This is a genomic window from Streptosporangium sp. NPDC023825, assembly GCF_040639575.1.
GTDB lineage: Bacteria > Actinomycetota > Actinomycetes > Streptosporangiales > Streptosporangiaceae > Streptosporangium.
The window spans coordinates 97,842-120,213 of the sequence record NZ_JBFAAE010000022.1; the positions used below are offsets into that span (position 1 = coordinate 97,842).

A 22,372-nucleotide genomic window follows, 5' to 3' on the forward strand; every position below is an offset into this window, starting at 1 on the left:
CCCCCCTTTCAAGGAAGTGTGATGACCTCACAGTCAGCAGGACGTTTCGGCCTGGTCGGCAGCGGGTGGCGTTCGGAGTTCTTCGTGCGCCTGGCCAGGCAGTTGCCCGAGCGGTTGTCGGTGTCCGGCGTGGTGACCAGGTCGCGGGAGCGCGGCGCCGAGGTCGAGGCCGCCTGGGGCGTGCCGACGTTCCGCTCCGTCGGGGAGATGCTCGCGGCCGGACGTCCCGAGTTCGTCATTCCCTCGGTGCCGTGGCCGGTCACCCCGGAGGTGACGAAGGAACTGGTGGGGTTCGGCGTGCCGGTGCTGGCGGAGACGCCCCCTGCGGCCGACCTGGAGGGGTTGCGCGACCTGTGGTCGGCCGTCGGATCCAGCGGCCTGGTGCAGGTCGCCGAGCAGTACTCGTACATGCCGGGGCACGCCGCGAGGCTCGCGCTCGTCCGCGAGGGGATCATCGGGCAGGTGACCTCCGCGCAGATCTCCTCGACGCACCTGTACCACGCCGTGTCCCTGATCCGGCACCTGCTCGGGGCCGGTTTCGGGGAGACCACGGTGACGGCGCGCTCGTTCAGCGCCCCGCTGGCCGACCCGCTGTCCAGGGACGGCTGGACGGGTGACTCCACGCCGAAGGAGGCGGCCACCACGATCGCCACCCTGGAGTTCGCCGAGGGGATGGGGCTCTACGACTTCACCGACAACCAGTGGTGGAACCCGTTGCGCGCCCGGCGCGTCGTCGTCCGGGGGTCGCTGGGAGAGATCGTGGACGACAGCGTGGTACGCCTGGCCGACCCGAGGACCCCGGTGGAGTCGCGGCTCATGCGGCGCCAGACCGGGATCGACCTGAACCTGGAGGGCCGCGAGCTGGACCACATCAGCTTCGACGGGCGCGTGGTCTACCGCAACGATCATCGGGGCGCGCACTTCTCCGAGGACGATCTGGCCGTCGTCTCGCTCCTGTGCCGGATGATCTCCTGGTGCCGGGGGGAGGCCCCGGAGCCCTACTCCCTGGCCGACGGCTGCCAGGACCACCTGATCGGCCTGGCGATCGAGGAGTCACTGCGCACCGGCGCCGGTGTGACCACCGGCCGCGAGGCCTGGGCGCGGTAGTCCCCGCCGGGCCTCCGGACACGGCCCGGAGGCCCGGCGGCCCGGCGGACGCCACGGGCTCGGGTCGCGCTCCCACCTCGCCCGCGGGTGTAATCTTCACCGGTCACCCGGTTGGCCCGGCCGGCGTGGTCGTGCCCGCCGGGAGGGTTCCGGCCCGGCCTACGCGGTCACACCCGCCGGGGAGGTCCAGGCCCGGCCGAAGCCCGTCGAGGCGGGACGACGGACTCCACCATCGACCCGAGCGGAGGCGAGAAGCGAATGGACGACCAGTCTCTTGGGGACGACGGGCAACGCATCGACCCGCCCCTCGCCCACCTTCGAGATCTTCGGGACAGCATCGACAACATCGACGCGGCGCTGGTCCACTTACTCGCGGAGCGCTTCAAGTGCACCAGGCAGGTGGGTGAGCTGAAGGCCGCCCACCGGCTCCCCCCGGCCGATCCCGTGAGGGAGGCGGCGCAGATCGAACGGCTCCAGGCGCTCGCCACGCAGGCGAAGCTCGATCCGGAGTTCGCCAAGAAGTTCCTGCGTTTCGTCATCGAAGAGGTGATCCGTCACCACGAGCGGGCCGCTCGCGGCTGACGGGCACGCCGCCCCCGCGCGCCGCCGTCCCAAGGTCGCCGTACCGGAGCCGCCGCCCCAAAACCGCCGTATCGAGCCTCGGCCCCAAAGCCGCCGCACCGCACCGCGGTCCCGGAACGGCCGCCCTGGAGAGGCCCTCGCCCGCGCCGGGGGCTCGCAGGAAAAGGGCCGGGGCCTCGCAGGAAGAGGTCAGTGACCGGCGCTCTGGCCACCGTCGACGTGCAGGATCTCGCCCGTCACGAACGGCGCGTTCTCCAGGTAGACCACGGCGTCGACGATGTCGGAGATCTCGCCCAGGCGGCCGACCGGGTGCAGGGTGGCCAGGACCTCGTGCGTCTCCGGCGCGTGCATCGGGGTCCGGATGACGCCCGGCGACACCGCGTTGACCCGCAGGCCGCGGCCGGCGTACTCGACCGCGAGCGACTTCGTGGCCGACTGCAGGCCGCCCTTGGTGAGCGAGGCGAGCACCGACGGCACGTTGGAGTTGGCGTGGTCGACCAGGCTGGTGGTGATGCTGACGATGTGGCCGCCGCCCTGGGCCAGCAGGTGCGGGACGGCCCGCCGGGTGACCTGGAAGAACGCGGTCAGGTTCACGCCGAGGTAGGTCGCGAGGTCGTCGTCGGTGTAGTCGGTGAACGGCTTGGCGATGAAGATCCCGGCGTTGTTGACCACAGTGTCGAGGCGGCCGAACTTCCCGATCGCGGCGTCGACGACCTTCTCGGCGGTCTCGGGGTCGGCGATGTCGCCCCGGACGGCGAGGATCTCCGGGTCGTCGGGCTGCGCGATGAAGCGCGACGTCGCGACGACGGCGTAGCCCAGCCGGCGGTACCCCGCGACCAGGCCGGCGCCGATGCCCTGGGAGGCCCCGGTGACGATCGCGACCTTCTGCTCCTGCGTGTTCATATGATGACTCCCTACTAGCCGACTGGTCTACTATTTCAACGTAGACGACCGGTCTAGTATTTGTCAAAACCTGGGAGGCGGCGGACGCCCGGCCTGGGAACGGCCTTCGAGGAGGCAGAGTGCAGGAATTAGCGGTAGCAGCCGGTGACTTCTTCGCCTGCCAGCGATCCATGATTTGTTGATCAGTGGGTACGGCGGCGGGGCGCCAGGACCTCGGTGACCTTGGCGATGGCCTCGGCCCCGGGTTTGACGTAGCGCATGGCGGTGCGGGGGTTCTTGTGCCGGGTCTTGCCCATGATGAGCCGCAGTGGGATTTCGGCCTCGCCGAGGTGGGTGGCGGCGCTGTGGCGTAGCCGGTGCAGGTCGAGGCCGGCGTACTTGTCGAGCAGGACGCGGGCGCGGTCGTAGCCGAGGCGGGCGCGGCCGGTCCGTTCCGCTATCGCTCAGAAGGTTCCCGGTCTTGTCCTGTCAGGAGGCGAAGCGCGGGCAGCGTTGTGATCCGTGGCCGTTAACCGCGATGGTGACCGGGTCGGGTGGGCGACGAGGTTGTCGTACCAGCCAGAGCCTGTGCACCAGCCCACCCGACGACATCGCCGCCGGCGATGTCGAAGAGAAATGATCACGAGGCCCGGGCATCTGGCCACGACGAAGGTGTGGTAGGAACAGCAACGCTAACTGTGGCGCGTCACCGCCAGGGTGCGCAGGATGCAGAACTCGTTGCCCTCGGGGTCGGCCATGACCACCCAGCTTCGGTCTGGGCCTTGGCCCACATCTCTCTTGATGGCGCCGAGGCCGAGCAATCCGGTCACCTCGTCGTCGGTGCTGCCGTCAATCGGGCTGACGTCGAGGTGAAGCCGGCGGCTTGCTCCACCGTCCGCCCTCGGGCTCGTCCCAGGCGAGGAACTCACCCGGCTGCGGATCGGGGGCGTACAGGGTGGGCAGCCGGTCGATCTTCTCGGCGGGCACGTGGAAGCCGGTGTCGGTCATGCCGAGGGGCATCGAAGATGCGCTCACCCAGGAACGCCTCGAAGGTCTGGCCGGGTCAGCACCTGGCGGTCGGCCAGCTCGGGCAGCCACGGGTCCACCACGTCGTCCAGCCGCAGCCGGCACTCGTCCAGCAACACCATCGCCGCCGCGATGGTGACCGGCTTGGAGGTGGAGGCCATGCGGAAGATCGTGTCCCGGCGCATCGGCGCGCCGCCGTCGTGCCGCATCGTGCCGATCGTCTCGACGTGCGTCTGGCCGCCCCGGCTGACCAGGGCGACGACTCCGGGGATCTCCCCGGAGTCGACATACCGTGCCAGCACCTCACGCAGCCTGCGCAGCCCCTGCTCAGAAAAGCCGCTCCTGTCCACTGCCATGATCCTTATCTCCTTGTCGTCATGATCATTCGTACGTTCACCCACGCGGAGGGCCCTGGCATCGGGCCGTCGCCGCCCTGGCGCCGCCGTGCCGACGGCGGCGCCAGGTCAGCGGGCAGCCCGGCCGGGTGACGGCCGCTCCGCGGCGAAGCCGGGAGCGTAGTCCTTGAGTCGCACCAGGTGCGGGCGAGCCGCCGTCGTGCGGTCGAATCCCTTCTGCGGAGGCGTGCCGAGGAAGAACTGGTCGGTGCCTTCGCGCCCCAGGTGCTGGTGCTCGGCGACGAAGCCGCGCATTTCCCGCTCGTAGGAGGCGAACGCCTGCGCGTGGTCGCCGCCTGCGGCCAGCTCGCCGGCCAGGATGTAGGCGCCGATCAACGCCTGGGAAGCGCCGCGGCCCGAAGCCGGCGCCGCACAGTAGGCGGCGTCCCCGAGCAGCACCACCCGGCCCGAGAACCAGCGGTCCATCTCGACCTGGGCGTTCGCCTCGAAGAAGAGGTCCTCCGCCCCCCGCATCTCCTCCAGCAGGAGCCGAATCTGCAGGCCTTCGCCGGCGAACCGCTCAGCCACGATGCGCTCGTGCTGCCTGGTGTCATCGCGGTCGTAGGCCAGCGGCCCGGAGGCGAAGTGCAGCGCCGCACGCGCTCGGGCGCCGTCGCGGGTGCTGAGCACCCCGGCCGCCTTGCCCGGTACGCGGTAGGCCCGGCCGTCGCCTTCGGCGCCGAGGCGGCCGGGCACGCTGAAGACCGCCGTGTAGATACCCAGGTGCCGGACGAAGCGCTCGTGCGGCCCGAAGGCCAGCGAGCGGGTGCGCGAGTGCAGCCCGTCGGCGCCGGCCACCAGGTCGAAGCGGCGCGGCCGGCCGCGGTCGAAGGTGACCCGCACGTCGTCGGCGCTCTGCTCCAGGGTGGCGATCGAGTCGCCGAAAACGTACTCGACCTCCCGGCGGGTGGCCTGGTACAGCAGGCCGGCCAGGTCGTCCCTGAGGATCTCCAGGTCACCCGGGCGGATCGTCACGGGCGGCGCGGCGTAGTCATCCGCCATCGCCGTATCACCCAGCCGCAGGCCCAGCGCTTCGGCCTGCTCCAGCAGGGCCATCCGGTCCAGCACGTCCAGCGCCTCGCCGCGCAGGCCCGTCGCGTACCCGCCCGGGCGCACCCGCGGGGCGCGCTCCACCACAGTCGGGGTGAACCCGTGATGGCGCAGCCAGTACGCCAGGGCGGCCCCGGCGACACCGGTACCGCAAACCAGGACGTCCATCCACGTGCTCCCTCGACCAGCGGCGAATCGTACGAATCGAGGATTAAGTACGGTGAACACCCGGAACAACGACGAACCCCGAAAGATCACCTTCAGTGGGAGTGAACGGAGCAGGTCAGGCGTGGAACTGCGGGACATCGAGATCTTCCTGACCCTGGCCGAGGAACTGCACTTCGGCCGCACCGCCGTCCGGCTGTGCCTGTCACCCGCCCGCGTCACCCAGGCGATCCAGAAGCAGGAGCGGCAGGTCGGCGCGCCGCTGTTCGAGCGCACCAACCGCATGGTCCGCTCCGGGACGACCTGCGGCCTCTCTACGCCGGGCTGAAGGAGAGCGTGGAACGCGCCCAGCTCGGCGAAGCCTTTTCCTCGCTGCGCCGCGGAGACATCGACATCCTGGTGAGCTGGCTCCCCATCGACGAGCCTGACCTCACCGTGGGGCCGGTGCTGTTCGCCGAACCCCGGGTGCTGGCCGTCGCCACCGGCCACCAGCTCGCCCCGCGCGCGTCGGTCTCGCTGGAGATGATCTCCGACTTCCAGCACCCGAACGCCGACACCGGGCCCGGCTACTGGTACGACGCCTACGCCCCTCGCCTCACCCGGCGCGGCCGTCAGATCGAGCGCGGCCCCGTGGTCCGGGACGCGGAAGAGGCCATGACCCTCGCCAGCATGGACGGGCTCGTCGTGCTCTTCCCCGCCCACGTCGCCCGATACGTGGGCACGGCCGGACATCGTCTACCTGCCGGTCACCGACATGGAACCGCTGCCGTACGCGCTGGTGTGGCGGAGCGAGGCGGAGAACGAGCCCATCCGGGCCCTGACCGGGATCATCCGCGACCTGGGCCCTCTCCCGTCGGCCCCTGCCCCTTGAGGTGGCGGTATGGTGTCCGGCGCCGAGCTCGGCGATCTCGGCGACCCGGCGCAGTTCTTCGGCCATCACCCGGCCCGAGGCCTTCGTCGGCGCCGTCCGCAACCGTTCCAGCTCCGAGCGGCGCTTGCCGTCCGGCACGGTCGGCAACCGCACCAGCGCGGCGCGCATCTCGGCCGACAACCGGCCCGACAGCAGTGCGTGCAGCCGCTCGTTCTCCGCCCGCCGCGCCTCGCCGACCAGCCGCACCAGTACGGTCATGCCCGGCGGCGGAATGCGCTCCTTGAGCATGTGCACCCGGGCCCGGTCGAACCTCGAAGGCCGAACCGGGCCTCCGGGGACGCGCCGGCTACCGATCGAGGACGCGCGAGACGTGGTACTGCCGGATGCGCCACGCGTCTCCGTCGCGCACCAGGACCAGGGAGAGGTTCACCGGCACCTCGTCCTCACCGTCGGCACGGAACGAGACGGCGGCGAAGCCGCCCGCCACCTCCTCCCCGAGCGTGTAGGTGTGCAGGATCCTCACGTCGGCCGTGCGGCCGGGCGGGACGGCCGCGTAGTAGGCGCGTACGGCCTCCCTGCCGGACGCCGGTTCTGGGAGGAAGCCCAGGAACAACGCGTCATCGGTGAACAGCTCGGCCATCGCGTCCGGCCGGTGGCCGTCGAACGCGGCCTTCCATCGCTCCAGGATCACAGGCATCGGGTGACTCATGATTACCCTCCGTTTATAGATGACCGGTCTAGTGGAAAACATAGACGACCGGTCGTACACTTGTCATATGGGACGGACCAGTGACGCCAGGGAAAAGATCCTCACCACCGCGCAGCGGCTGATCGAGCTGAACGGGTACTCCGCGCTCGGGGTGGCGGAGATCTGCAAGGCCGCCGGTGTCCCGAAAGGCAGCTTCTACTACTTCTTCGAGTCCAAGGAAGCGCTGGTCCTGGCCGTCATCGACGAGGAGTGGGCCGAGGAGCGCGGCAACTGGAGGGCGATCCTCGGCGGCGACGGCGCCCCCCTGGAGCGGCTGCGCCGGCTGTTCGAGGCGACCGAGGCCGAGCAGCGCGCCGAGAAGCAGTCGTGCGGCACCGTCTCCGGCTGCATGTTCGGCAACCTCACGCTGGAGCTGAGCAACCGGACCGAGCCGATCCGCGCCCGCCTGCAGGAGGTCTTCGACGCCCAGGTCGAGATGGTGCGGGCCGTCGTCGAGGAGGCGCGCGAGCGCGGCGAGGTCACCGTGGCCGACGGCGCCGCGGCCGCCCGGGCCGTGGTCGCGCAGCTCGAAGGCCAGGTGCTCTTCGCGAAGCTGTACAACGACACCCAGCGCCTCGACACCATGTGGGTCAACTGCCTGGCCCTGCTGGGCGCCCGCCTGCCGGAGCAGGCGACCGCCGCCTAGACGAGTAAGTCCCAATGGTCAGAACGAGTGTGGAGATCCGTATCGGCTGGTGAGCCCGCCCGTGGAACGCGTCGGTGGTGGGACGGGCGTCGCCGACCCGGGCTGCGCCTCACGACAGATGAACCTGTCCCTGACGACAGAACGAAAACGGCGAAGGGTGTTGAGGATCGATGTGTGACGAACGACCTCAACACCCTTCTGACCGCACTGTACGTCAGGATCGATGACTGGCTCGCCGCCGCGGGCCGCCCCGCCCGTATCGGCCGCCCACCGCGACTGACCGACGCCGAACTGCTGACCGTGGCCATCGCCCAGGCCCTGCTCGGCATCCGCTCCGAGACCCGCCGGCTGCGCTTCTTACCGGCGCATGTGCCTGGCGCCTTCCCCTACCTGTCCGGCCAGTCCGGCTACGACAAGCGCCTGCGCAGCGCCCTGCCCCTGCTCCAGCGCGCCATCGGCGCCTTGGCCCGCGACACCGATCTGTGAGCCGACCCGGTTTGGGTGGTGGACTCCCCTCCGGTCGAGTGCGGCCGCTCGAGCCCCACCGGCCGACGCTCGGAGCTGGCCGGCTGGGCCGGTCATGGCTACTGCCGTTCTCACTCGCGCTACTTTTGGGGCCTGCGCCTGCCTGGTGTGCACTCCGGCAGGATTGCCCATCACCTGGGCGCTGGCCACCCCGAAGCTGGATGAGCGTCAGGTGCTGATGGTCCTGCTTGATCATGACCCGCGGCCGGCGGCTGAGCGGCCCGACCTGCTGATCATCGCCGACAAGGGATACGTCTCCGCCGAACTCGACGCCTACCTGGCCATGCGAGGTGTGCACCTGCCGCGACCGTCCTACCGCAATCTGGCACCCCGGCCCGGCGAGCAGTTCCTCAAACCGATCCGTCAGCTGATCGAATCGGTCAACGACACCCTCAAAGGCCAGCTCGATCTGGAATTGCACGGCGGGCGTAGTCCGCTGGGCGTCGCGGTCCGCGTCGCCCAGCGGATCTTGGCGTTGACCGCCGCGATCTGGCACAACCGCGCCACCGGACAGCCCACCACCCGGTCACTGATCGCCTACGACCACTGACAGGACTTCGGACTTATTCGTCCAGGGCTTGACCGCGACGCCGCCGTACGCCCACGCATGGCCGCCGCCGGGAATCGGCTCCCGGTACTCACTCTCGTCCGGGCGCCGGTCGACGACTTCGACCAGACCTGGAGTGACCAGCTCCCACCCCTTGAAGAAGCCCATGACCTCGGTATGGCTGCGGGGGATCATCGGGGCCGAGCCCTTGTCGTAGGGCTTGGTGAACTCCTCCCGCTCCATGCGAGGCGCGAAGTCCAGGGTGACGTGCGACAGGAGCAGACGGCTGCCGGACGGGACAGCGGCTTTGCACCGCTCGACGGCCTCATAGGGGTTCTCTCCGTCCGCGACGAAGTGCAGGACCCCCGCCAGGATGACGGCGATTGGCTGCGAGAAGTCGAGCACCTTCCTGACTTCCGGGTTCGAGAGGACCGCGTCCGGTTTCCGGAGGTCGGCTTCGATCACAGTGGTGGCGCCCGTTTCGGTGCTCGTGAGCAGCGCACGGCCGTGAGCGGGCACGATCGGGTCGTTGTCCACATAGGCCACACGGGCGCGCGGATTGATCTCCTGCGCGGTCTCATGAGTATTGCCCTGAGTGGGAATGCCGGTACCGATGTCGAGGATCTGCTCGGTTCCAGCGTCCTCGGCCAGGTATCTCACTCCTCGGCCGAGAAAGGCGCGGTGCGCTCGAACACCCTCGCGCGTCCCGGACGAGACCTTGATGAGCTGCTCGGCGGCGGCGCGGTCGGAGACGAAGTTGTCCTTACCCCCAGGAGGTAATCGTAGATACGAGCAGGATGCGGGATCGTCGGGTCGATCCTGGTGGCAGGATTCTTGACAGGTTCGGAGTCCCCCATCTGTGATCCCTACCATATCGATCGGTCATCGATTCCCTTCCTTGGTGCTCGCCTGCCGAGCCTCCGCCCAGGATCGCGATCACGTTATGTGAAGTCGCCCATGGCGCTGCCGTTCATTTCTGAAACGTCGATCGCTCACCATGAGAATAAGAGATCGAAATCGACATATCTCCTTTCATTGCAGTGCAAACAAAGTAACAAATCGGTCAGATGATACGAGGCAGGAGTGCCCGCACTCGGCCCCGAAGGCCCTCGACGCCGCTCCGCCCACACCCGCGCCGGCGCCGATCCCCACCCCAAGTGGTGGCATGCTCCCGTCGAGCCTCCGGTGGAGCTTCGGCAAGGTCCCGATCTCGCCGAAGCCGGACTCCACGTACAACCACGGGCGGCCTCCTGGCAGTTCACTGGCCAAAATTTGCCACAAATGCGACATTTGCCCACATACGATTAGTACGTTCCGGGTTCGCCAGATCTCCTGCCAGCCCACCTCGGCGATCATCAAACATGCATGTGGACAAACACACTCTGGACATACAGGGACTCTCGAAGCGTTCGGCAGTGGAAAAGCTGCGGGCGCTTGAGAGCATGGACGACGGCCTGACGGCGACCGAGGCGCTGCGGGCCGCGCTCCACCATGCGGTCGCCGAACTCGGCGGGCTGGGCGGCATGGCGCACCTGAGCGACCCCTCCGGCGACCACGCGCTCCGCCTGGTGGTCACCACCGGCCTGCCCCGGACCTTCACCCAGGCGTGGGAGAACGTCAAGCGGGACGAACCCGGCGCACCCGCCCGCGCGGCCCGCGGCGGCGCTTTCGCGTGGTCCTCTCCGAAGCCGGCCGCGTATCCGGCTCCCGGCTCCGAGCCACAGTCCCGGACCTCTCTAGGCGTCGCCGGAATGGCGGCCGTCCCGCTGCCCGGCCCCGACGGCCCCCTCGGCACGCTCTCCGTCCTGACCGCCGCCCCCGGCGAGCCTTCACCGGACCAACAGGCGTTCCTTCGGATGGCAGCCCGCTGGGCGGCGAACCACCTGCGCGGAGTCTCCCCGCCACCGTCCGCCGCCGCCCGCGGTGTGAGCCCCACGCTCTCGGGTGCCCAGCTCCAGCAGGCGCTCAACACGGTCATGGTCGGCACGTGGGACTGGGACATCCGCACGGGCGACCTCACCTGGAGCGACGCGCTCTGCGAGATCTTCGGCGTCCACCCGGACACCTTCGACGGGCAGATCGAGACCTGGACCAAGATGGTTCACCCCGAGGACCTGCCATGGGTGCTGGCCGCGCTGGACGAGGCCATCCGCTCCAAGAGCATGTTCAGCGCCGAGCACCGCATCTGCCACACCGACGGAAAGATCCGCTGGGTGCAGGTGCGGAGCCGATTGCTGCTCGACGAGAGCGGTGAGCCGGCCTACATGATCGGCACGTTGTGGGACACCACGGAAGCCCGTTTCGCCCTCGACCGTGTCGGCCGGGTCCTCTGGCACATGAGCGACGGCTTCATCGCCATGAACGACGACGGAAAGATCACCTTCCTCAACTTGGAAGCCGAACGGCTCATCGGCTCCGGGCAGAAGCCGCTCGGGCGCGTCCTGTGGGATCTGCCCACGGTCACGACACCCGATCTGGAGGACCGCTTCCGGCAGGCCACCGACAAGGGGATGCCGGCCGAGTTCGACGTCCGGTGGCCCGCCAACAACCGCTGTTACCACGTGCGGCTGGTTCCGGTGCCCGAGGGCATGACGATGTTCATCAGCGATGTCACCGAGAAGCGGGCATGGGAGGCCGAGCAGGCCGCCGACGCGCGCGCGGCGGCGGAACGCGCCGCCCGCATCGGCGAGCTGACCAGCGCGCTCGCCTCGGCACTGACCCTGCGCGACGTCATGAACGTCACCGCCGACCGGCTGTCGTCGCTGTTCGTCGCGACCGGTCTGATCATCTACGGGATCGAGAACAATCGCCTTCGATCCATCGGCTCGGTGGGATACTCCCAGGCGTGCATCGACTCGGTGCAGTCGAAAGACCCGGCGACCATCCCTCCCATCGTCCAGGCGCTCGAAAGCCGTGCCCCGGTCTTCATCTGCTCGCCGGAGGAGTATCTCCGCGTGTTCCCGGACATGGCCGACCTCCTCGCCGTGAGCGGGAAGCGGGCATGGGCCTTCCTTCCCCTGCTCGCCCCCGACCACCGGGTCGGTTGCTGCGTCCTGGGCTTCAGCCAGCCGCGCCGTTTCACCGAAGATGAGTCCACCCTGCTCAACGCGGTCGGCAGCCTGATGGCCCATGCCCTGGAACGTGCCAGGCTGTACGAGGCGGAGCACGCCCACGCCCAGGAACTACAGCGTGAGCTGCTTCCCCACGAGCTTCCCTCTCTGCCCGCCGTCACCGCCGCGGCCCGCTACATGCCCGCCGGGAAGGAGACGGAGGTCGGCGGCGACTGGTACGACATCATCCCCCTGTCCTCCGACAGGGTGGCGCTCGTCATCGGCGACGTGATGGGCCACGGCATGCCCGAGGCCGTGACCATGGGACGCCTGCGCACCGCCGTGCACACCCTCGCCGCCCTCGAGCTTCCGCCCGAGGAGATCCTCTACAACCTCAACGAGCTCGTCAGCAACCTGGGGGACGACTCGTACGCCACCTGCCTGTACGCCCTCTACGATCCCAGCACCCGCATCTGCACCCTCGCCGGCGCCGGGCACCCGTCCCCCGCCATCGTCCGCCCGGACGGCACCGCCTTCTTCCCGGACATCCCGGCCAACCCGCCGCTCGGCGCCGCCGAACCCCCCTTCGAGACCCTCGACGTACAACTGCCCGACGATGCCCTCCTCGTGCTGTACACCGATGGCCTGGTCGAGTCCCCCACCTGTGACCTGGACAGCGGCATGGCCCAGCTCGCCGCGAGCCTCACGACCTCCTTGAGGCGGATCACCTGCTACACCTGTGACGCGGAGCTGGAACTCCTGTGCGACTCCGTCACCGGCGCCCTGCTCCCCGCCGACCTGCAGACCACCGACGACGCCGCCCTGCTCATCACGCGCGTCAAATCGTTCGACCGCCGCGACATGAGCTCGTGGTGCCTGCCCGAGGACCCCAGAGCCGCCGGCGTGGCACGGCAGCACGTCCGCGAGCAGCTGTCGACCTGGGGCCTGGACGACCTGACGATGACCACCGAACTCCTGGCCAGCGAGCTGATCGGGAACGTGGTCCGCCACGCGAAGGGGCCGATCGTGCTCCGCCTGCTGCGGAGCCGGTCGCTCATCTGCGAGGTCCACGACAGAAGCCTCACCACTCCCCGCATCCGCCGCGCGTCCGAGACCGACGAGGGGGGACGCGGACTCCAGCTGGTCGCGGCCCTGTCGCAGCGCTGGGGCACGCGCTACACCGCCGAGGGCAAGTGCATCTGGACCGAGCAACCGCTGCCCGCGAGGGCTCCCGCCCCCGCTTCCACGATGTCAGCCGTGGGATCGATGACCAGGCTCGGGTAGTCCCTCAACGTAAGAGCGGATCATCGAGTGGCGCGGGGACCGGGAGGGCCGGGGCTGTGTGACCGCTCATCCGGATGCTCAACCTGGACAGGTCGGATTCTCCGATCGCGGCGAGGGGTGACGAACGTGCCCGGCGGCCGGAGCTACTCCAACGCCACCCAGTCGATGTTGGCGACGCCCGCACCGCCGGTCGCGACCAGGAACACATCGTGCACACCGCTACTGCTCGCGATGGCGATGCTCTGGGTCGCGAACCGCGTCCATCCACCGGTCGAGGTCGTCGTGACCGTACCGATCGCCGGACCGGTCGCGCTGTCGATCCGGACCTCGAAGGTCTGGCCCGCATAGGCGGGATCGACACCCAGCGAGGCGGAGAACGATGTGCGTCCCATTCCGAAGTCGACCGAACGGAAGGACAGGCTGTCACCGCCGTCGAAGCTCCCGACGGACGTCCCGGTCCCGCCCGCGATCACGCTCGTGCCGGAACCGGCGTCCGCTTGCTCCGCCTCCAGCTTCGCCGTGGTGCGCGTGAAGGCGATCGTGTCGATGTCGCCGACACCCGGCCCGGTGCCGAGGGCGATGAGGTACACGTCATGGGTGCCGCTGGTCGGGACGATCGGCGTGTACTGGGGCACGAAGCGGTCGAAGCCGCCGGTCGCCGAGACCGTCGCGGTGCCGATGACGGGGCCGGTGGCCGAGTCGATGCGGATCTCGAAGCGCTGGTTGGCGTACTGCGTCTCGGTCGCGAGGGTCGCCGCGAACATGGTGCGCCCGTTGCCGAAGGCGACGTTCGCGTAGCGCAGCCGGTCGCCGCCGTCGAAACTGCCGACGACCGTGCCGGTCCCGCCGGAGCGGGTGTTCGTGCCGGAGCCGGATACGGCTGACTCCGCCTGGATGGCCGCGCCGACGGAGCGTGCCCCGCCGGCCCACTTCGTCGCACCGTACTGGTAGGCGCCGATCGTGGGGGTCGCGTCGGTCGAGTTGTCCGTCCAGGGCGGCAGCACCGCACCGGCGTTGCGGGCCGGGGAGCCGGAGCCGACCGTGAAGTCGAGCCCGGCGGCGTTCGTGAACTGCGGGTTGATCGAGTTCGGCAGGTTGCCGGTCACCGTGACCCCTGTCGCGGTGTCGACCGTGCCGATGTTGTTCTTCACCTCGGAGGTGGAGTAGGTGCCGCCGAACAGGCTGACCGCCTTGGGGTCGGTGCCGCTCGTGTTGCCGTAGATCTTGTTACCCGAGGTCGTGCCCCCGTTCGGATTGATCAGCACGACGCCGTAGGTGGTGCGGTTCCAGGCGACATTGTCGGCGACCGTGGCGTTGTGGGTCTCGAGGTCGAGGTATACGCCGGGCGCCGGCCCGTCCTCGGCCACGCCCTGGGCCGCGTCGTGCAGCAGGTTGTGGTCGATGATCGTGTTCGCCATGTTCACCCGGCAGCACACGTAGATCGCGCCGACGTCGTTGACGAGCTTGCCGTAGTCGCCGAAATCGTTGTACCGGATCAGATGGCCCGACGCGGTGGTGCCGGAGACCTTGTTGTCGATGTTGAGGTTGCTGCGCCCGCTGCCCCATGCCGTGTTGTGACTGATGAGGTGGTCGCTGCCGAGCACGTTGACACTCGCCGCGTAGCTGCCCATGTAGTTGGCGTTCGTGATGCGGTTGTTGGTCACCGTGTTGCCGGTGCCCGCCACCATCACGCCGTTGCCGGCGCTCCAGTCGATTGTGCTGTTGCGCAGCACGTTGGCCGTGCCGCGCAGCTGGATGCCGCTCGTGGTCTCGCCGGCGGTGAGAACGTCGCAGGGGTCGCTGGGCGTGACCTTGTCCGGGTCGATGGTGAGGTCGCTGTAAGCCGAGACGTGGCGAGCGGTGATCCCGTCGAGCACCACGTGGTGGGTTGACGATGAGGTCCGGACGGTGGCGCCCTTGATGCCGATCCCGAGCACGGTCGTGTACGAGCGACCGGACAGGTCGAAGGCGAGGTCGCGCTTCTTGAGCTCGACGGTGTGACTCGAGGGGGCGGTCCCGTCCGGGGTCCAGAGGTAGAGGTGGCCGTCGGCCGAGCGGTGGTGCCACTCGCCCGCCTTGCCGAGCAGGGCGAGCTTGCCGCTCAGCGAGTAGAGGTTCTTCCGGTTGGGACTGAGACCCACGCATGCCGGCAGGCTGCTCGCGGTCACCGAACCGACCGCCGAGCCGGTCACGGTGCCGGTCTCGCTGACGAACCAGTTGTGCGACGTGAGGCGGGCGCCGACCCACCAGCCGGCCGGCTGGGTGAGCGCCGGGTCGGAGAGCGAGGTCTGGGTGCCGGACTGCGCGGAGGCGAGCACCGGCTCGGCCGGGTTGTTGCCCGGGTGCGGCCACGCCGCCTCGGGCTGCATCGCACCGTCGACGAACACCTGCTGTCCGGAGAGGTCGTTGTTGACGGTGACGGCGGCACGATGGATCCGACCGGCTCCGACCGCTGCGGCGAACTCCGACCCGTCAAGGGTGGGATCGTTCGCCTTGAGCGCGGTCAGCTGCGCCCCGGTGACCTGCGACCAGCCGGCCACCGGATCGCTGCCGTCGACGATGACCGCCGCGCCCGGCGCGGCGGTGTAGGTGATGCGGTTCGTCGCCGTGCCGTTGGCGGACGGCGTGACGGTCTCTCGATATGTCCCGGATGCGATCTCGCACGTATCGCCGGCGGTCATGACAACGGCGCATCGCTGGAGGTTCCGGAACGGGGAGCTCGAGGTGCCCGGGTTGGAGTCGGAGCCGGAGGTGCTCACGTGGTAAGTGGTGCCTCCCGTGGCCGCGGCTGGAGGCGCGCCTGCGAGGGTGCCGCCGAGCAATGCGGCGACGGCGATCGTGGCGAGTGCGGCGGCGCGTGCCGCGATGATCCGACGGGCCATCGTTGATCCAATCACTAATCGATAATCGAAAAGTAGTGAGGGAGATCCAGCGAGTCAATGGGGAGCCGGCAACCGGGCCGAGACGGCTTCGGTCTCGATCACCGCGACAACGGCGACGCCCTCTATCGACTATCGCTAGCCTGGACAGAACATCAGAGCGCAACGGAAGGCACCATGACCGACACCGGAATCAACCGGGGACTGCTTTCGGACCAGGTGTACGACCTGATCCTCACCTCGATCCTCGACGGCTCGCGCGCGCCCGGATCCCGCGTCGTGGAATCCGAGATCGCCCGGCAGCTCAGCATCAGCCAGGCGCCCGTGCGCGAGGCGGTGAAGCGGCTGGTGCACGCGGGGCTCGTGGTCTCGGTGCCCCGCCACGGAAGCTACGTGACCGAGATCTCCCCCGAGGAGTTCGCGATCGCGCGACAGATGCGCGCCGCGCTCGAGGCGGCAGGTGCCCGCCTCGTGGTCACGACCGCGGACGCCGCCGTCCTCACCCGGCTGCGCGCGATCGTCTCGCGAATGCAGGAAGCCGTCGCCGCCGGGGATTGGGCGGCCTTCCGCACACTCGATGTCGAGTTCCACCGCGGCGTGATCGCCGCCGCGGGCGTCTCGGTGCTCGCCAGACTCTGGGACACCCTCGAGCCCATGCTCATCAGCCAGCGCGCGATCGGCGACCCCTCCTACCTCGGCGACCGCGCACGGGTCGTCCACTGGCACGCCGATCTCATCGACGCGCTCATGAGCGGCGATCCGGAGGTCGCCGCGAGCGCCTTCGCCGCGCACGCGTCCGGAAATCTCGACGCATAGAACCCGTCCCAAGGTTGCCGCCGAACGCGCGACCGATTACTGTGCGCCCATTGCCTATCGATAGGCGATTACAGATCAAGGAAGATTCATGCGACACAGCACACGCGGCGCCGCCGCGATCCTCATAGGCTCGGCAATGATCGCGGGATTGCTGACGGGATGCGCGACCGGCAGCGCCGAGGAGGGCGGGGGCGAGCTCCGCATCCTCGCCAACATCACACCGGTCCTGACGAAGAAGTACTACGAGGACCTCGTCCAGCCCTGGGTCGCCAAGCACAAGGGGGTGACCGTCACCATCGAGGTGCCGAGCGGGGAGGACGTGCAGGCGACCCTCCAGCAGGAGCTCGCCTCGGGTGACGTGCCCGACATCGTCGCCAGCAACCTCGACCCCGTGGTGGCACCGCAGTTGCTCGCCTTCCCTAAGGAGCCGTGGGTGCTCGACACCCCGCTCGCCGAGCAGAACCAGGTCGACGGCAAGATCTGGCAGGTCGCCACCGGCGCGCAGATCCAGTCGCTCGTCTTCTACAACAAGAAAGCCTTCGCCGCCGCCGGCATCGACGCGCCGCCGACCAGCCTCGACGAGTTCACCAAGGACCTCAAGGCGCTCAAGGCGGCCGGCTACCTTCCGCTGCAGACGGCGGGCGAGTGGGTCACCGGAGCGCAGTTCGCGATGCTGGCGAACCCGCAGCTCCTCGCGTCCGATGATTTCTACGCCAAGCGCAACGCCGGCTCCGCCACCTTCGCGAAAAGCGCGTACGAGAAGTACCTCGACGCCTATGCGGGCTGGATCGCCGACGGCCTCGTCGATCCCGACGCGCTCGGCCTCAAGTACCAGGACTCGATCGACGGATTCACCTCCGGCAAGGCCGCGACCTACGTGATCGGCAACTGGATCGTGCCCTCGATCGACGAGGCCGCCACCTCGTTCGACGTGGGAGTCTTCGCGGCGCCGTCACTCGACGGCAGCCCGGCCGGGCAGATGAGCGGACCCGCGCAGCCGTACTCGATCCTGCAGGCCTCCAAGAACCGGGACCTCGCGCTGAGCCTGGTCGAGTACTTGGTCAGCGACAAGACGGCCGTCACCGCGTCACTCGCCTCCGAGGGCAACTTCCGCCAGGGGATCTCCTACAAGGGCAGCCCGCTCAACCAGGCGGTCGCGGCGATCCTCGACGCCGCTCCCCGCCTCGTACTCGGCACGTCCGGCCCCAGGATTCCCGGCGGTTTCGGCGACGAGCTCAACAAGCAGGTCCAGGCCCTCTACGTCAAGACCACTCCGGCGGACGCGGCGGCCGCCCTGGACTCCTGGTGGGATCTGAATGCCGGGCAATGACACCCGGGCCGGAGCCGGCGGGGCGGCTCCGGCCACCCGCCGTCGCCGGGACGCCCGCCTCGAACTGCTCACCGACACCGTCATGATCGCGCCGGCGCTCGCACTGGTCGCGTTGTTCGTCCTCATCCCGATCGCGATCGCGATCTACCTCAGCCTCACGAACTGGGACGGCTTCACCATCCCGCCGTCATGGGTCGGAACCCGCAACTACGAGAGGCTCGTGCAGGACCCCGAGGTGCTGCGGGCCGCCGCCTTCACCGCGGTGATCGCCGTCGTGGGCACGATCGCCTGCAACACGCTGGGCGTCGGCGTCGCCCTGCTCCTCAACCGCCACACCCGCGTCAACACTGTCATGCGCGTGCTGGTCTTCTCACCGTATGTGATCGGGCCGGTCATCCTCGGTTTCCTCTGGGCGTCGATCCTCGGCAGCAACGGCGCGGTCAACGCGCTGCTCACCAACCTCGGCCTCGAACGCCTCCCCTTCCTCGCCGACCCCGGATGGGCCACTTTCACGACCGTCGCGGTGATCATATGGGCGACTTTCGGGGTCAACGTCGTGCTCTACCTCGCGGGCCTTCAGACTCTCAACGTCTCGCTCCTGGAGGCGGCCCGCATCGACGGGGCCGGCCCCTGGCAGACCTTCTGGCAGGTCAAGCTCCCCGTGCTCGCGCCGACCGTCACGCTCAACGTCGTGCTCTCCGCCATCGGCCTGCTGCGGGTCTACGAGCTCGTCCTCGCGCTCACCGCGGGCGGGCCTGCCGGAACCACCCAGACGACCGTGTTCAACATCCTCACGACCTCCTTCAGCCGTTCGCAGCTCGGCTACGGCGCGGCCCAATCGGTCGTGCTCATGGTCGCGATCATCGCGGTGACGGTCGTCGTCACCCAGCTCCGCCGCCAGAGTGAACAGGCGGTGTCCGCGTGATCGTCATCCGGTTACTCCGGGGCGTCGTGCTCATCGTTCTCGCCGCCGTGATGGTCGTCCCGCTCTATCTGCTCGTGACCAACGCGTTCAAGAGCCAGGACGACATCGTCGGTTCGCCGTTCGACGTGCCCTCCGACGGGTTCACGATCGACAACATCGTGGCGGCCGCGACCTCCGCCGACTTCAACGTGATCGGCGCCTATGGCACGACCGCGCTGCTCGTCGCGTCGGTCAACGTGCTCTCGATCCTCGTCACCGGGCCGGCCGCCTACGCGATCGCCCGCGGGGTCCGGCGCGGCCACCGGCTGGTGCTGCTCGTGCTGCTGGCGGGCCTGTTCATCCCGAGCCAGGCGATCGTCATCCCCGTGATCTACGTGCTGAGGACCATCGGCCTCATGGGCACCGTTCCCGGTCTCGTCCTGTTCCAGACGGCGCTGACGATCCCCACGACGGTGTTCCTCTTCACCGCGTTCGTCAAAAGCATCCCGCGCGAGCTCGACGAGGCGGCTCGCATCGACGGCGCGAGCCGGATGGGCACGTTCTGGCGCATCATCTTCCCGCTCATGCGCCCGGCCGTCGCGACCGCCGTCGTGCTCAACTCGGTGGGCGTCTGGTCGGACTTCGTGAATCCGCGGATCATCCTGGGACCCGGGTCCGGCATCTACACGGTGACCACCGGCGTGTTCGCGGCGATCAGCAAGTACTCGACCGACTTCACGATCGTCTACTCGAACATGCTGCTCGCGGTCGCGCCCGTGATCGTGTTCTACGTCCTCCTGCAAAGACGCATCATCGGCGGTCTCACCTCGGGAGCGGTCAAAGGATGATCAGGATCTCCGCCACCGTCCCCGTCCGTGAGCTGCCCCGCTGGGCGATCCTCGAGCGCGAGCTGCTCGCCCGCCTCGACCGTGCCTGGCGCGAGTTCGAGCGACGCTTCTGCGAGCCTGACGGCCGGCTACGCTACCGGGGACGGATGTACGGTCGCGACGGTGTCGACGACTTCTACGAGCCGTTCTTCAACTGGCCCGTGCTGTATCGCCTCGGCGGATCCGCCGACGTTCTCGACGCGGCCAAGCATCACTGGGAGGGCGTGACCCGGCAACTCACCGAGTTCGGATTCGTGCGGGAGGAGTACGAGCTCGGCTACGACTGGTTCCACCAGGGCGAGTCGCTGCCGTTCTTCCTCTCCATCTGCGCCGCGGATCCCTCCGACGCCGTGTTCCGCGCACGCGCGCGTCGCTTCGCCGAGCTCTACCTGCCCGGCACCGGCAACTACGACCCGGTCACCCGCACGATCGTCGCCCCGCACACCGGCTCCGGTGGTCCGCGCTGGGGCGTCGGCGAGGACTGGGAGGAATACCGCGCCGACCAGGCCGGCATGGAGATCTACGGCCTCCCCCTGCTCGACGTCCCCGGCATCCGCGGCTGGGACGACCTGGCCGACCCGGCCGCGGCCCGTGCGATGGGCCAGGCGATGCAGGAGCGGATGGGGCGCGGCGACACCGCCGTCAACCTCGCCGCGACAACTCTCGCGGTCAACGCCTGGCTCTACGACCACGACCGGCGCTTCGCCGACTGGGTGCTCGAGTACGTCGACGCCTGGCGCGAGCGCGCGGCCGCGAACGGCGGCGTGCTGCCCGACAACGTCGGTCCCGGCGGGGTCGTCGGCGAACTGCACGGCGGCGCCTGGTACGGCGGCCACTATGGCTGGACCTGGCCTCACGGCCTGCACTCGATCGCGCCCACCGCCACGGTCGCCGCGCTCAACACCGTGGTGCTCACCGGCACGCTCGACCGGATCGGCCTCGTCGGCGCCACCCTCGACGCCGTGATGGCGGAGGGCGTGGTCGTCGACCGCATCGCGACCCGCGGCAGCCTCGGCCCCGGCTGGGCCGAGCGGCTCGGCGCCGACGAGAGCACCCGCGAGCTGCTCGTGCCCTACCGGCACGGCCCGGAGGGCTGGTTCGACCGGCACCCGGTGCCGCTCGCGCCCGTGCTCTGGCTCGCGTGGGCGCAGGGCGACGTCGCGCACGATCCGCGCCTCGAGCGGCTGCGGGCCGCCTCCGACTCCGACTGGGAGGCGGTGCGCTGGTTCCACGACAAGGAGGAGCAGGGTCACGAGGCGCCGTGGATCGGCTACCTCGCCGGACGCAATCCGGACTACCCGGAACGCGCGCTCGAGCTGGCCCTCGCCCAGACCCTCCGGCGGATGTCCCTGATCGCACAGGCACCGGACGAACCGGAGGACGGGGACATCCACTTCTGGCAACGGCTCAACCCCGTCGTGACGGAGGTGCTGAGCCAGCTCGTGACGGGCGCGCCACCGGCCATCTACTACGGCGGCCTCGCGCTCGCCCGTGTCGTGATCGGCGACGGGACGCGCGAACGCCCCGGCCTGCCGCCCGGCGTCGCGGCGCTCGTCAGCGCGGTCGAGGAGCACCACGTCGCGCTCGAGCTCGTCAACACCGGCGACGAGGATCAGCTCGTCGTCGTGCAGGCCGGCGCCTTCGGTGAGGACGAGATCGTCACCGCCGGTCACGACACCGCCGAGCCCGGCTACCCGGGCGACGACCGCCGGTACGACATCCCGCCCGTTCCGACCACGCGCCACCGCGTCGCGGTCGGTGCCTCGCGGATCGAGGTGCTCCTGCCCGCGCGCACGCGGATCGCCCTTGACCTCGAGACCACCCGGCGCGTCCACCGCGCCTCCCACCAGGACTTCGTCCGCACCGCTCAGGAGAAGAACGCATGAACACCACCCACGAGTCGCCGTCGACCGTCTGGCCTCTGCCGGTACGCGGCGGGGCCTTCGACCGGGCCGACCCCGGCATCCTCCGTCGGATGGAGGCGGTGAGCGCCGCCACGGCGTGCGCCAAGCTCAACGGCATGGGGATCACCCGCACCGCCGTTCAGGGTCCCGTCCCGCTCGAGCGCGGCAGTCGCGTGGTCGGCTCGGCGCTGACGCTGCAGTTCATGCCGCAGCGCGAGGACGTCGCGAGCGGCCTGAGCCAGGAGTACGTCGAGCGCGACACCGCCCTCTGGGCCGTTCTCGAGACCGTGCAGGAGGGCGACGTGCTCGTCGTGCAGGCCTACGGGAGCTCGTTCACCGGCTGTTTCGGCGACATGCTCGTGCGCTACTTCAAGCGTCGCGGCGGTGCCGGCATCGTCGTCGACGGGTGCATCCGCGACGCCGCGCGCGTGCGCGAGCTCGGGGTGCCGATCTGGTGCACCGGCACGACGCCGCACTACGCCTCACAGACCGACCTGTTCCCCTGGGCCTACGACGTGCCGGTCGCCGCCGGCGGCGTTCTCTGCCTGCCGGGCGATGTCGTGGTCGCCGACGACGACGGCGCGGTGATCGTGCCCTCGGGCAAGGCGCTCGAGCTCGTGCGGTCGGCCGAGGACCACGAGAACTGGGAGGAGTTCAGCCGGATGCGGCTCGAGCAGGGCGCGCGGCTGTCCGACTACTACCCGCTCAGCCTCGACAGCCGCGCCGAGTACGAGGCGTGGCGCGACGCCGGCCGCCGGCCGCTCGTCTGAGCCC

The 22,372-nt window shown here is 69.4% G+C and carries 20 protein-coding genes and 2 pseudogenes; 13 read left to right on the plus strand and 9 right to left on the minus strand.

Features of this window, described 5'->3' with window-relative positions; genetic code table 11:
* Nucleotides 1-21: 21 nt before the first annotated feature.
* Both AB0G15_RS20685 and AB0G15_RS20690 read left to right on the plus strand, forming a co-directional pair.
* Nucleotides 22-1,107, plus strand: coding sequence for a Gfo/Idh/MocA family oxidoreductase (locus tag AB0G15_RS20685; RefSeq protein WP_362841967.1), 1,086 nt, complete (start codon nt 22-24; stop codon nt 1,105-1,107).
* A 258-nt stretch (nt 1,108-1,365) separates the two neighbouring features.
* Nucleotides 1,366-1,689 carry a chorismate mutase gene (locus AB0G15_RS20690; RefSeq protein ID WP_362841970.1) on the plus strand — a complete coding sequence of 108 codons (324 nt, stop codon included), beginning with the start codon at nt 1,366-1,368 and terminating at the stop codon, nt 1,687-1,689.
* Between the two features lie 189 nt (nt 1,690-1,878).
* Here AB0G15_RS20690 and AB0G15_RS20695 read toward each other — a convergent pair whose 3' ends face one another.
* From AB0G15_RS20695 to AB0G15_RS20720, 6 genes are all read right to left on the minus strand, one after another.
* Nucleotides 1,879-2,592: an SDR family oxidoreductase gene (locus AB0G15_RS20695; protein WP_362841973.1), complete on the minus strand. Its 714-nt coding sequence runs from the start codon at nt 2,590-2,592 to the stop codon at nt 1,879-1,881.
* 182 nt (nt 2,593-2,774) lie between these two features.
* Nucleotides 2,775-3,032: a tyrosine-type recombinase/integrase gene (locus AB0G15_RS20700; RefSeq protein WP_362842055.1), complete on the minus strand. Its 258-nt coding sequence runs from the start codon at nt 3,030-3,032 to the stop codon at nt 2,775-2,777.
* 231 nt (nt 3,033-3,263) lie between these two features.
* Complete coding sequence (locus AB0G15_RS20705) at nt 3,264-3,500, minus strand: VOC family protein (RefSeq protein WP_362841976.1); 237 nt, start codon at nt 3,498-3,500, stop codon at nt 3,264-3,266.
* Entirely contained in the window at nt 3,421-3,606 is a 186-nt protein-coding gene (locus AB0G15_RS20710) for a hypothetical protein (protein WP_362841979.1), read from the minus strand. The genes AB0G15_RS20705 and AB0G15_RS20710 overlap by 80 nt, the downstream gene beginning before the upstream one ends.
* Nucleotides 3,603-3,953 (minus strand): serine hydrolase domain-containing protein, encoded by a 351-nt coding sequence (locus tag AB0G15_RS20715; RefSeq protein ID WP_362841982.1) that lies wholly within the window; start codon nt 3,951-3,953, stop codon nt 3,603-3,605. The genes AB0G15_RS20710 and AB0G15_RS20715 overlap by 4 nt, the downstream gene beginning before the upstream one ends.
* A 108-nt stretch (nt 3,954-4,061) precedes the next feature.
* Nucleotides 4,062-5,210: an FAD-dependent monooxygenase gene (locus AB0G15_RS20720; protein WP_362841985.1), complete on the minus strand. Its 1,149-nt coding sequence runs from the start codon at nt 5,208-5,210 to the stop codon at nt 4,062-4,064.
* A gap of 121 nt (nt 5,211-5,331) precedes the next feature.
* On the opposite strand from AB0G15_RS20720, the gene AB0G15_RS20725 reads away from it, so the two are divergent.
* Both AB0G15_RS20725 and AB0G15_RS20730 read left to right on the plus strand, forming a co-directional pair.
* Complete coding sequence (locus tag AB0G15_RS20725) at nt 5,332-5,535, plus strand: LysR family transcriptional regulator (RefSeq protein ID WP_362841988.1); 204 nt, start codon at nt 5,332-5,334, stop codon at nt 5,533-5,535.
* An 8-nt stretch (nt 5,536-5,543) separates the two neighbouring features.
* Nucleotides 5,544-5,882: pseudogene (locus AB0G15_RS20730) on the plus strand (LysR substrate-binding domain-containing protein); the annotation flags it as partial.
* Nucleotides 5,883-6,424: 542 nt separating this feature from the next.
* On the opposite strand, the gene AB0G15_RS20735 reads toward AB0G15_RS20730, so the two are convergent.
* Nucleotides 6,425-6,787, minus strand: coding sequence for an SgcJ/EcaC family oxidoreductase (locus AB0G15_RS20735; RefSeq protein WP_362841991.1), 363 nt, complete (start codon nt 6,785-6,787; stop codon nt 6,425-6,427).
* Between the two features lie 67 nt (nt 6,788-6,854).
* Here AB0G15_RS20735 and AB0G15_RS20740 point away from each other — a divergent pair, with 67 nt between their 5' ends.
* Nucleotides 6,855-7,472: a TetR/AcrR family transcriptional regulator gene (locus tag AB0G15_RS20740; protein ID WP_362841993.1), complete on the plus strand. Its 618-nt coding sequence runs from the start codon at nt 6,855-6,857 to the stop codon at nt 7,470-7,472.
* A 174-nt stretch (nt 7,473-7,646) separates the two neighbouring features.
* Nucleotides 7,647-8,547, plus strand: a pseudogene (locus AB0G15_RS20745) (IS982 family transposase).
* Here the strand turns inward: AB0G15_RS20745 and AB0G15_RS20750 are convergent.
* Nucleotides 8,524-9,417, minus strand: a complete 894-nt coding sequence (locus AB0G15_RS20750; protein WP_362841996.1) for an SAM-dependent methyltransferase — start codon at nt 9,415-9,417, stop codon at nt 8,524-8,526. The pseudogene AB0G15_RS20745 and the gene AB0G15_RS20750 sit on opposite strands and share 24 nt — an antisense overlap.
* A 542-nt stretch (nt 9,418-9,959) precedes the next feature.
* On the opposite strand from AB0G15_RS20750, the gene AB0G15_RS20755 reads away from it, so the two are divergent.
* Nucleotides 9,960-12,878, plus strand: a complete 2,919-nt coding sequence (locus AB0G15_RS20755; protein ID WP_362841998.1) for a SpoIIE family protein phosphatase — start codon at nt 9,960-9,962, stop codon at nt 12,876-12,878.
* Between the two features lie 143 nt (nt 12,879-13,021).
* Here the strand turns inward: AB0G15_RS20755 and AB0G15_RS20760 are convergent, their stop codons facing one another.
* Nucleotides 13,022-15,760 carry a carbohydrate-binding protein gene (locus AB0G15_RS20760; RefSeq protein ID WP_362842001.1) on the minus strand — a complete coding sequence of 913 codons (2,739 nt, stop codon included), beginning with the start codon at nt 15,758-15,760 and terminating at the stop codon, nt 13,022-13,024.
* Between the two features lie 174 nt (nt 15,761-15,934).
* Between AB0G15_RS20760 and AB0G15_RS20765 the strand changes: the two genes are divergently transcribed.
* The 6 genes from AB0G15_RS20765 (at nt 15,935) to AB0G15_RS20790 (ending at nt 22,368) form a co-directional block, all read left to right on the plus strand.
* Entirely contained in the window at nt 15,935-16,573 is a 639-nt protein-coding gene (locus AB0G15_RS20765) for a GntR family transcriptional regulator (protein WP_362842004.1), read from the plus strand.
* An 88-nt stretch (nt 16,574-16,661) separates the two neighbouring features.
* A complete protein-coding gene (locus AB0G15_RS20770; RefSeq protein ID WP_362842007.1) occupies nt 16,662-17,903 on the plus strand; it encodes an extracellular solute-binding protein in 1,242 nt (413 codons plus the stop codon).
* Nucleotides 17,890-18,828 (plus strand): sugar ABC transporter permease, encoded by a 939-nt coding sequence (locus tag AB0G15_RS20775; RefSeq protein WP_362842010.1) that lies wholly within the window; start codon nt 17,890-17,892, stop codon nt 18,826-18,828. Before AB0G15_RS20770 ends, AB0G15_RS20775 begins: the two co-directional genes overlap by 14 nt.
* Nucleotides 18,825-19,655, plus strand: a complete 831-nt coding sequence (locus tag AB0G15_RS20780; protein WP_362842012.1) for a carbohydrate ABC transporter permease — start codon at nt 18,825-18,827, stop codon at nt 19,653-19,655. Before AB0G15_RS20775 ends, AB0G15_RS20780 begins: the two co-directional genes overlap by 4 nt.
* On the plus strand, nt 19,652-21,580 hold the full coding sequence (locus tag AB0G15_RS20785; RefSeq protein ID WP_362842015.1) for a hypothetical protein: 1,929 nt from the start codon (nt 19,652-19,654) through the stop codon (nt 21,578-21,580). Before AB0G15_RS20780 ends, AB0G15_RS20785 begins: the two co-directional genes overlap by 4 nt.
* On the plus strand, nt 21,577-22,368 hold the full coding sequence (locus AB0G15_RS20790) for a hypothetical protein (protein ID WP_362693938.1): 792 nt from the start codon (nt 21,577-21,579) through the stop codon (nt 22,366-22,368). Before AB0G15_RS20785 ends, AB0G15_RS20790 begins: the two co-directional genes overlap by 4 nt.
* Nucleotides 22,369-22,372 lie beyond the last annotated feature (4 nt).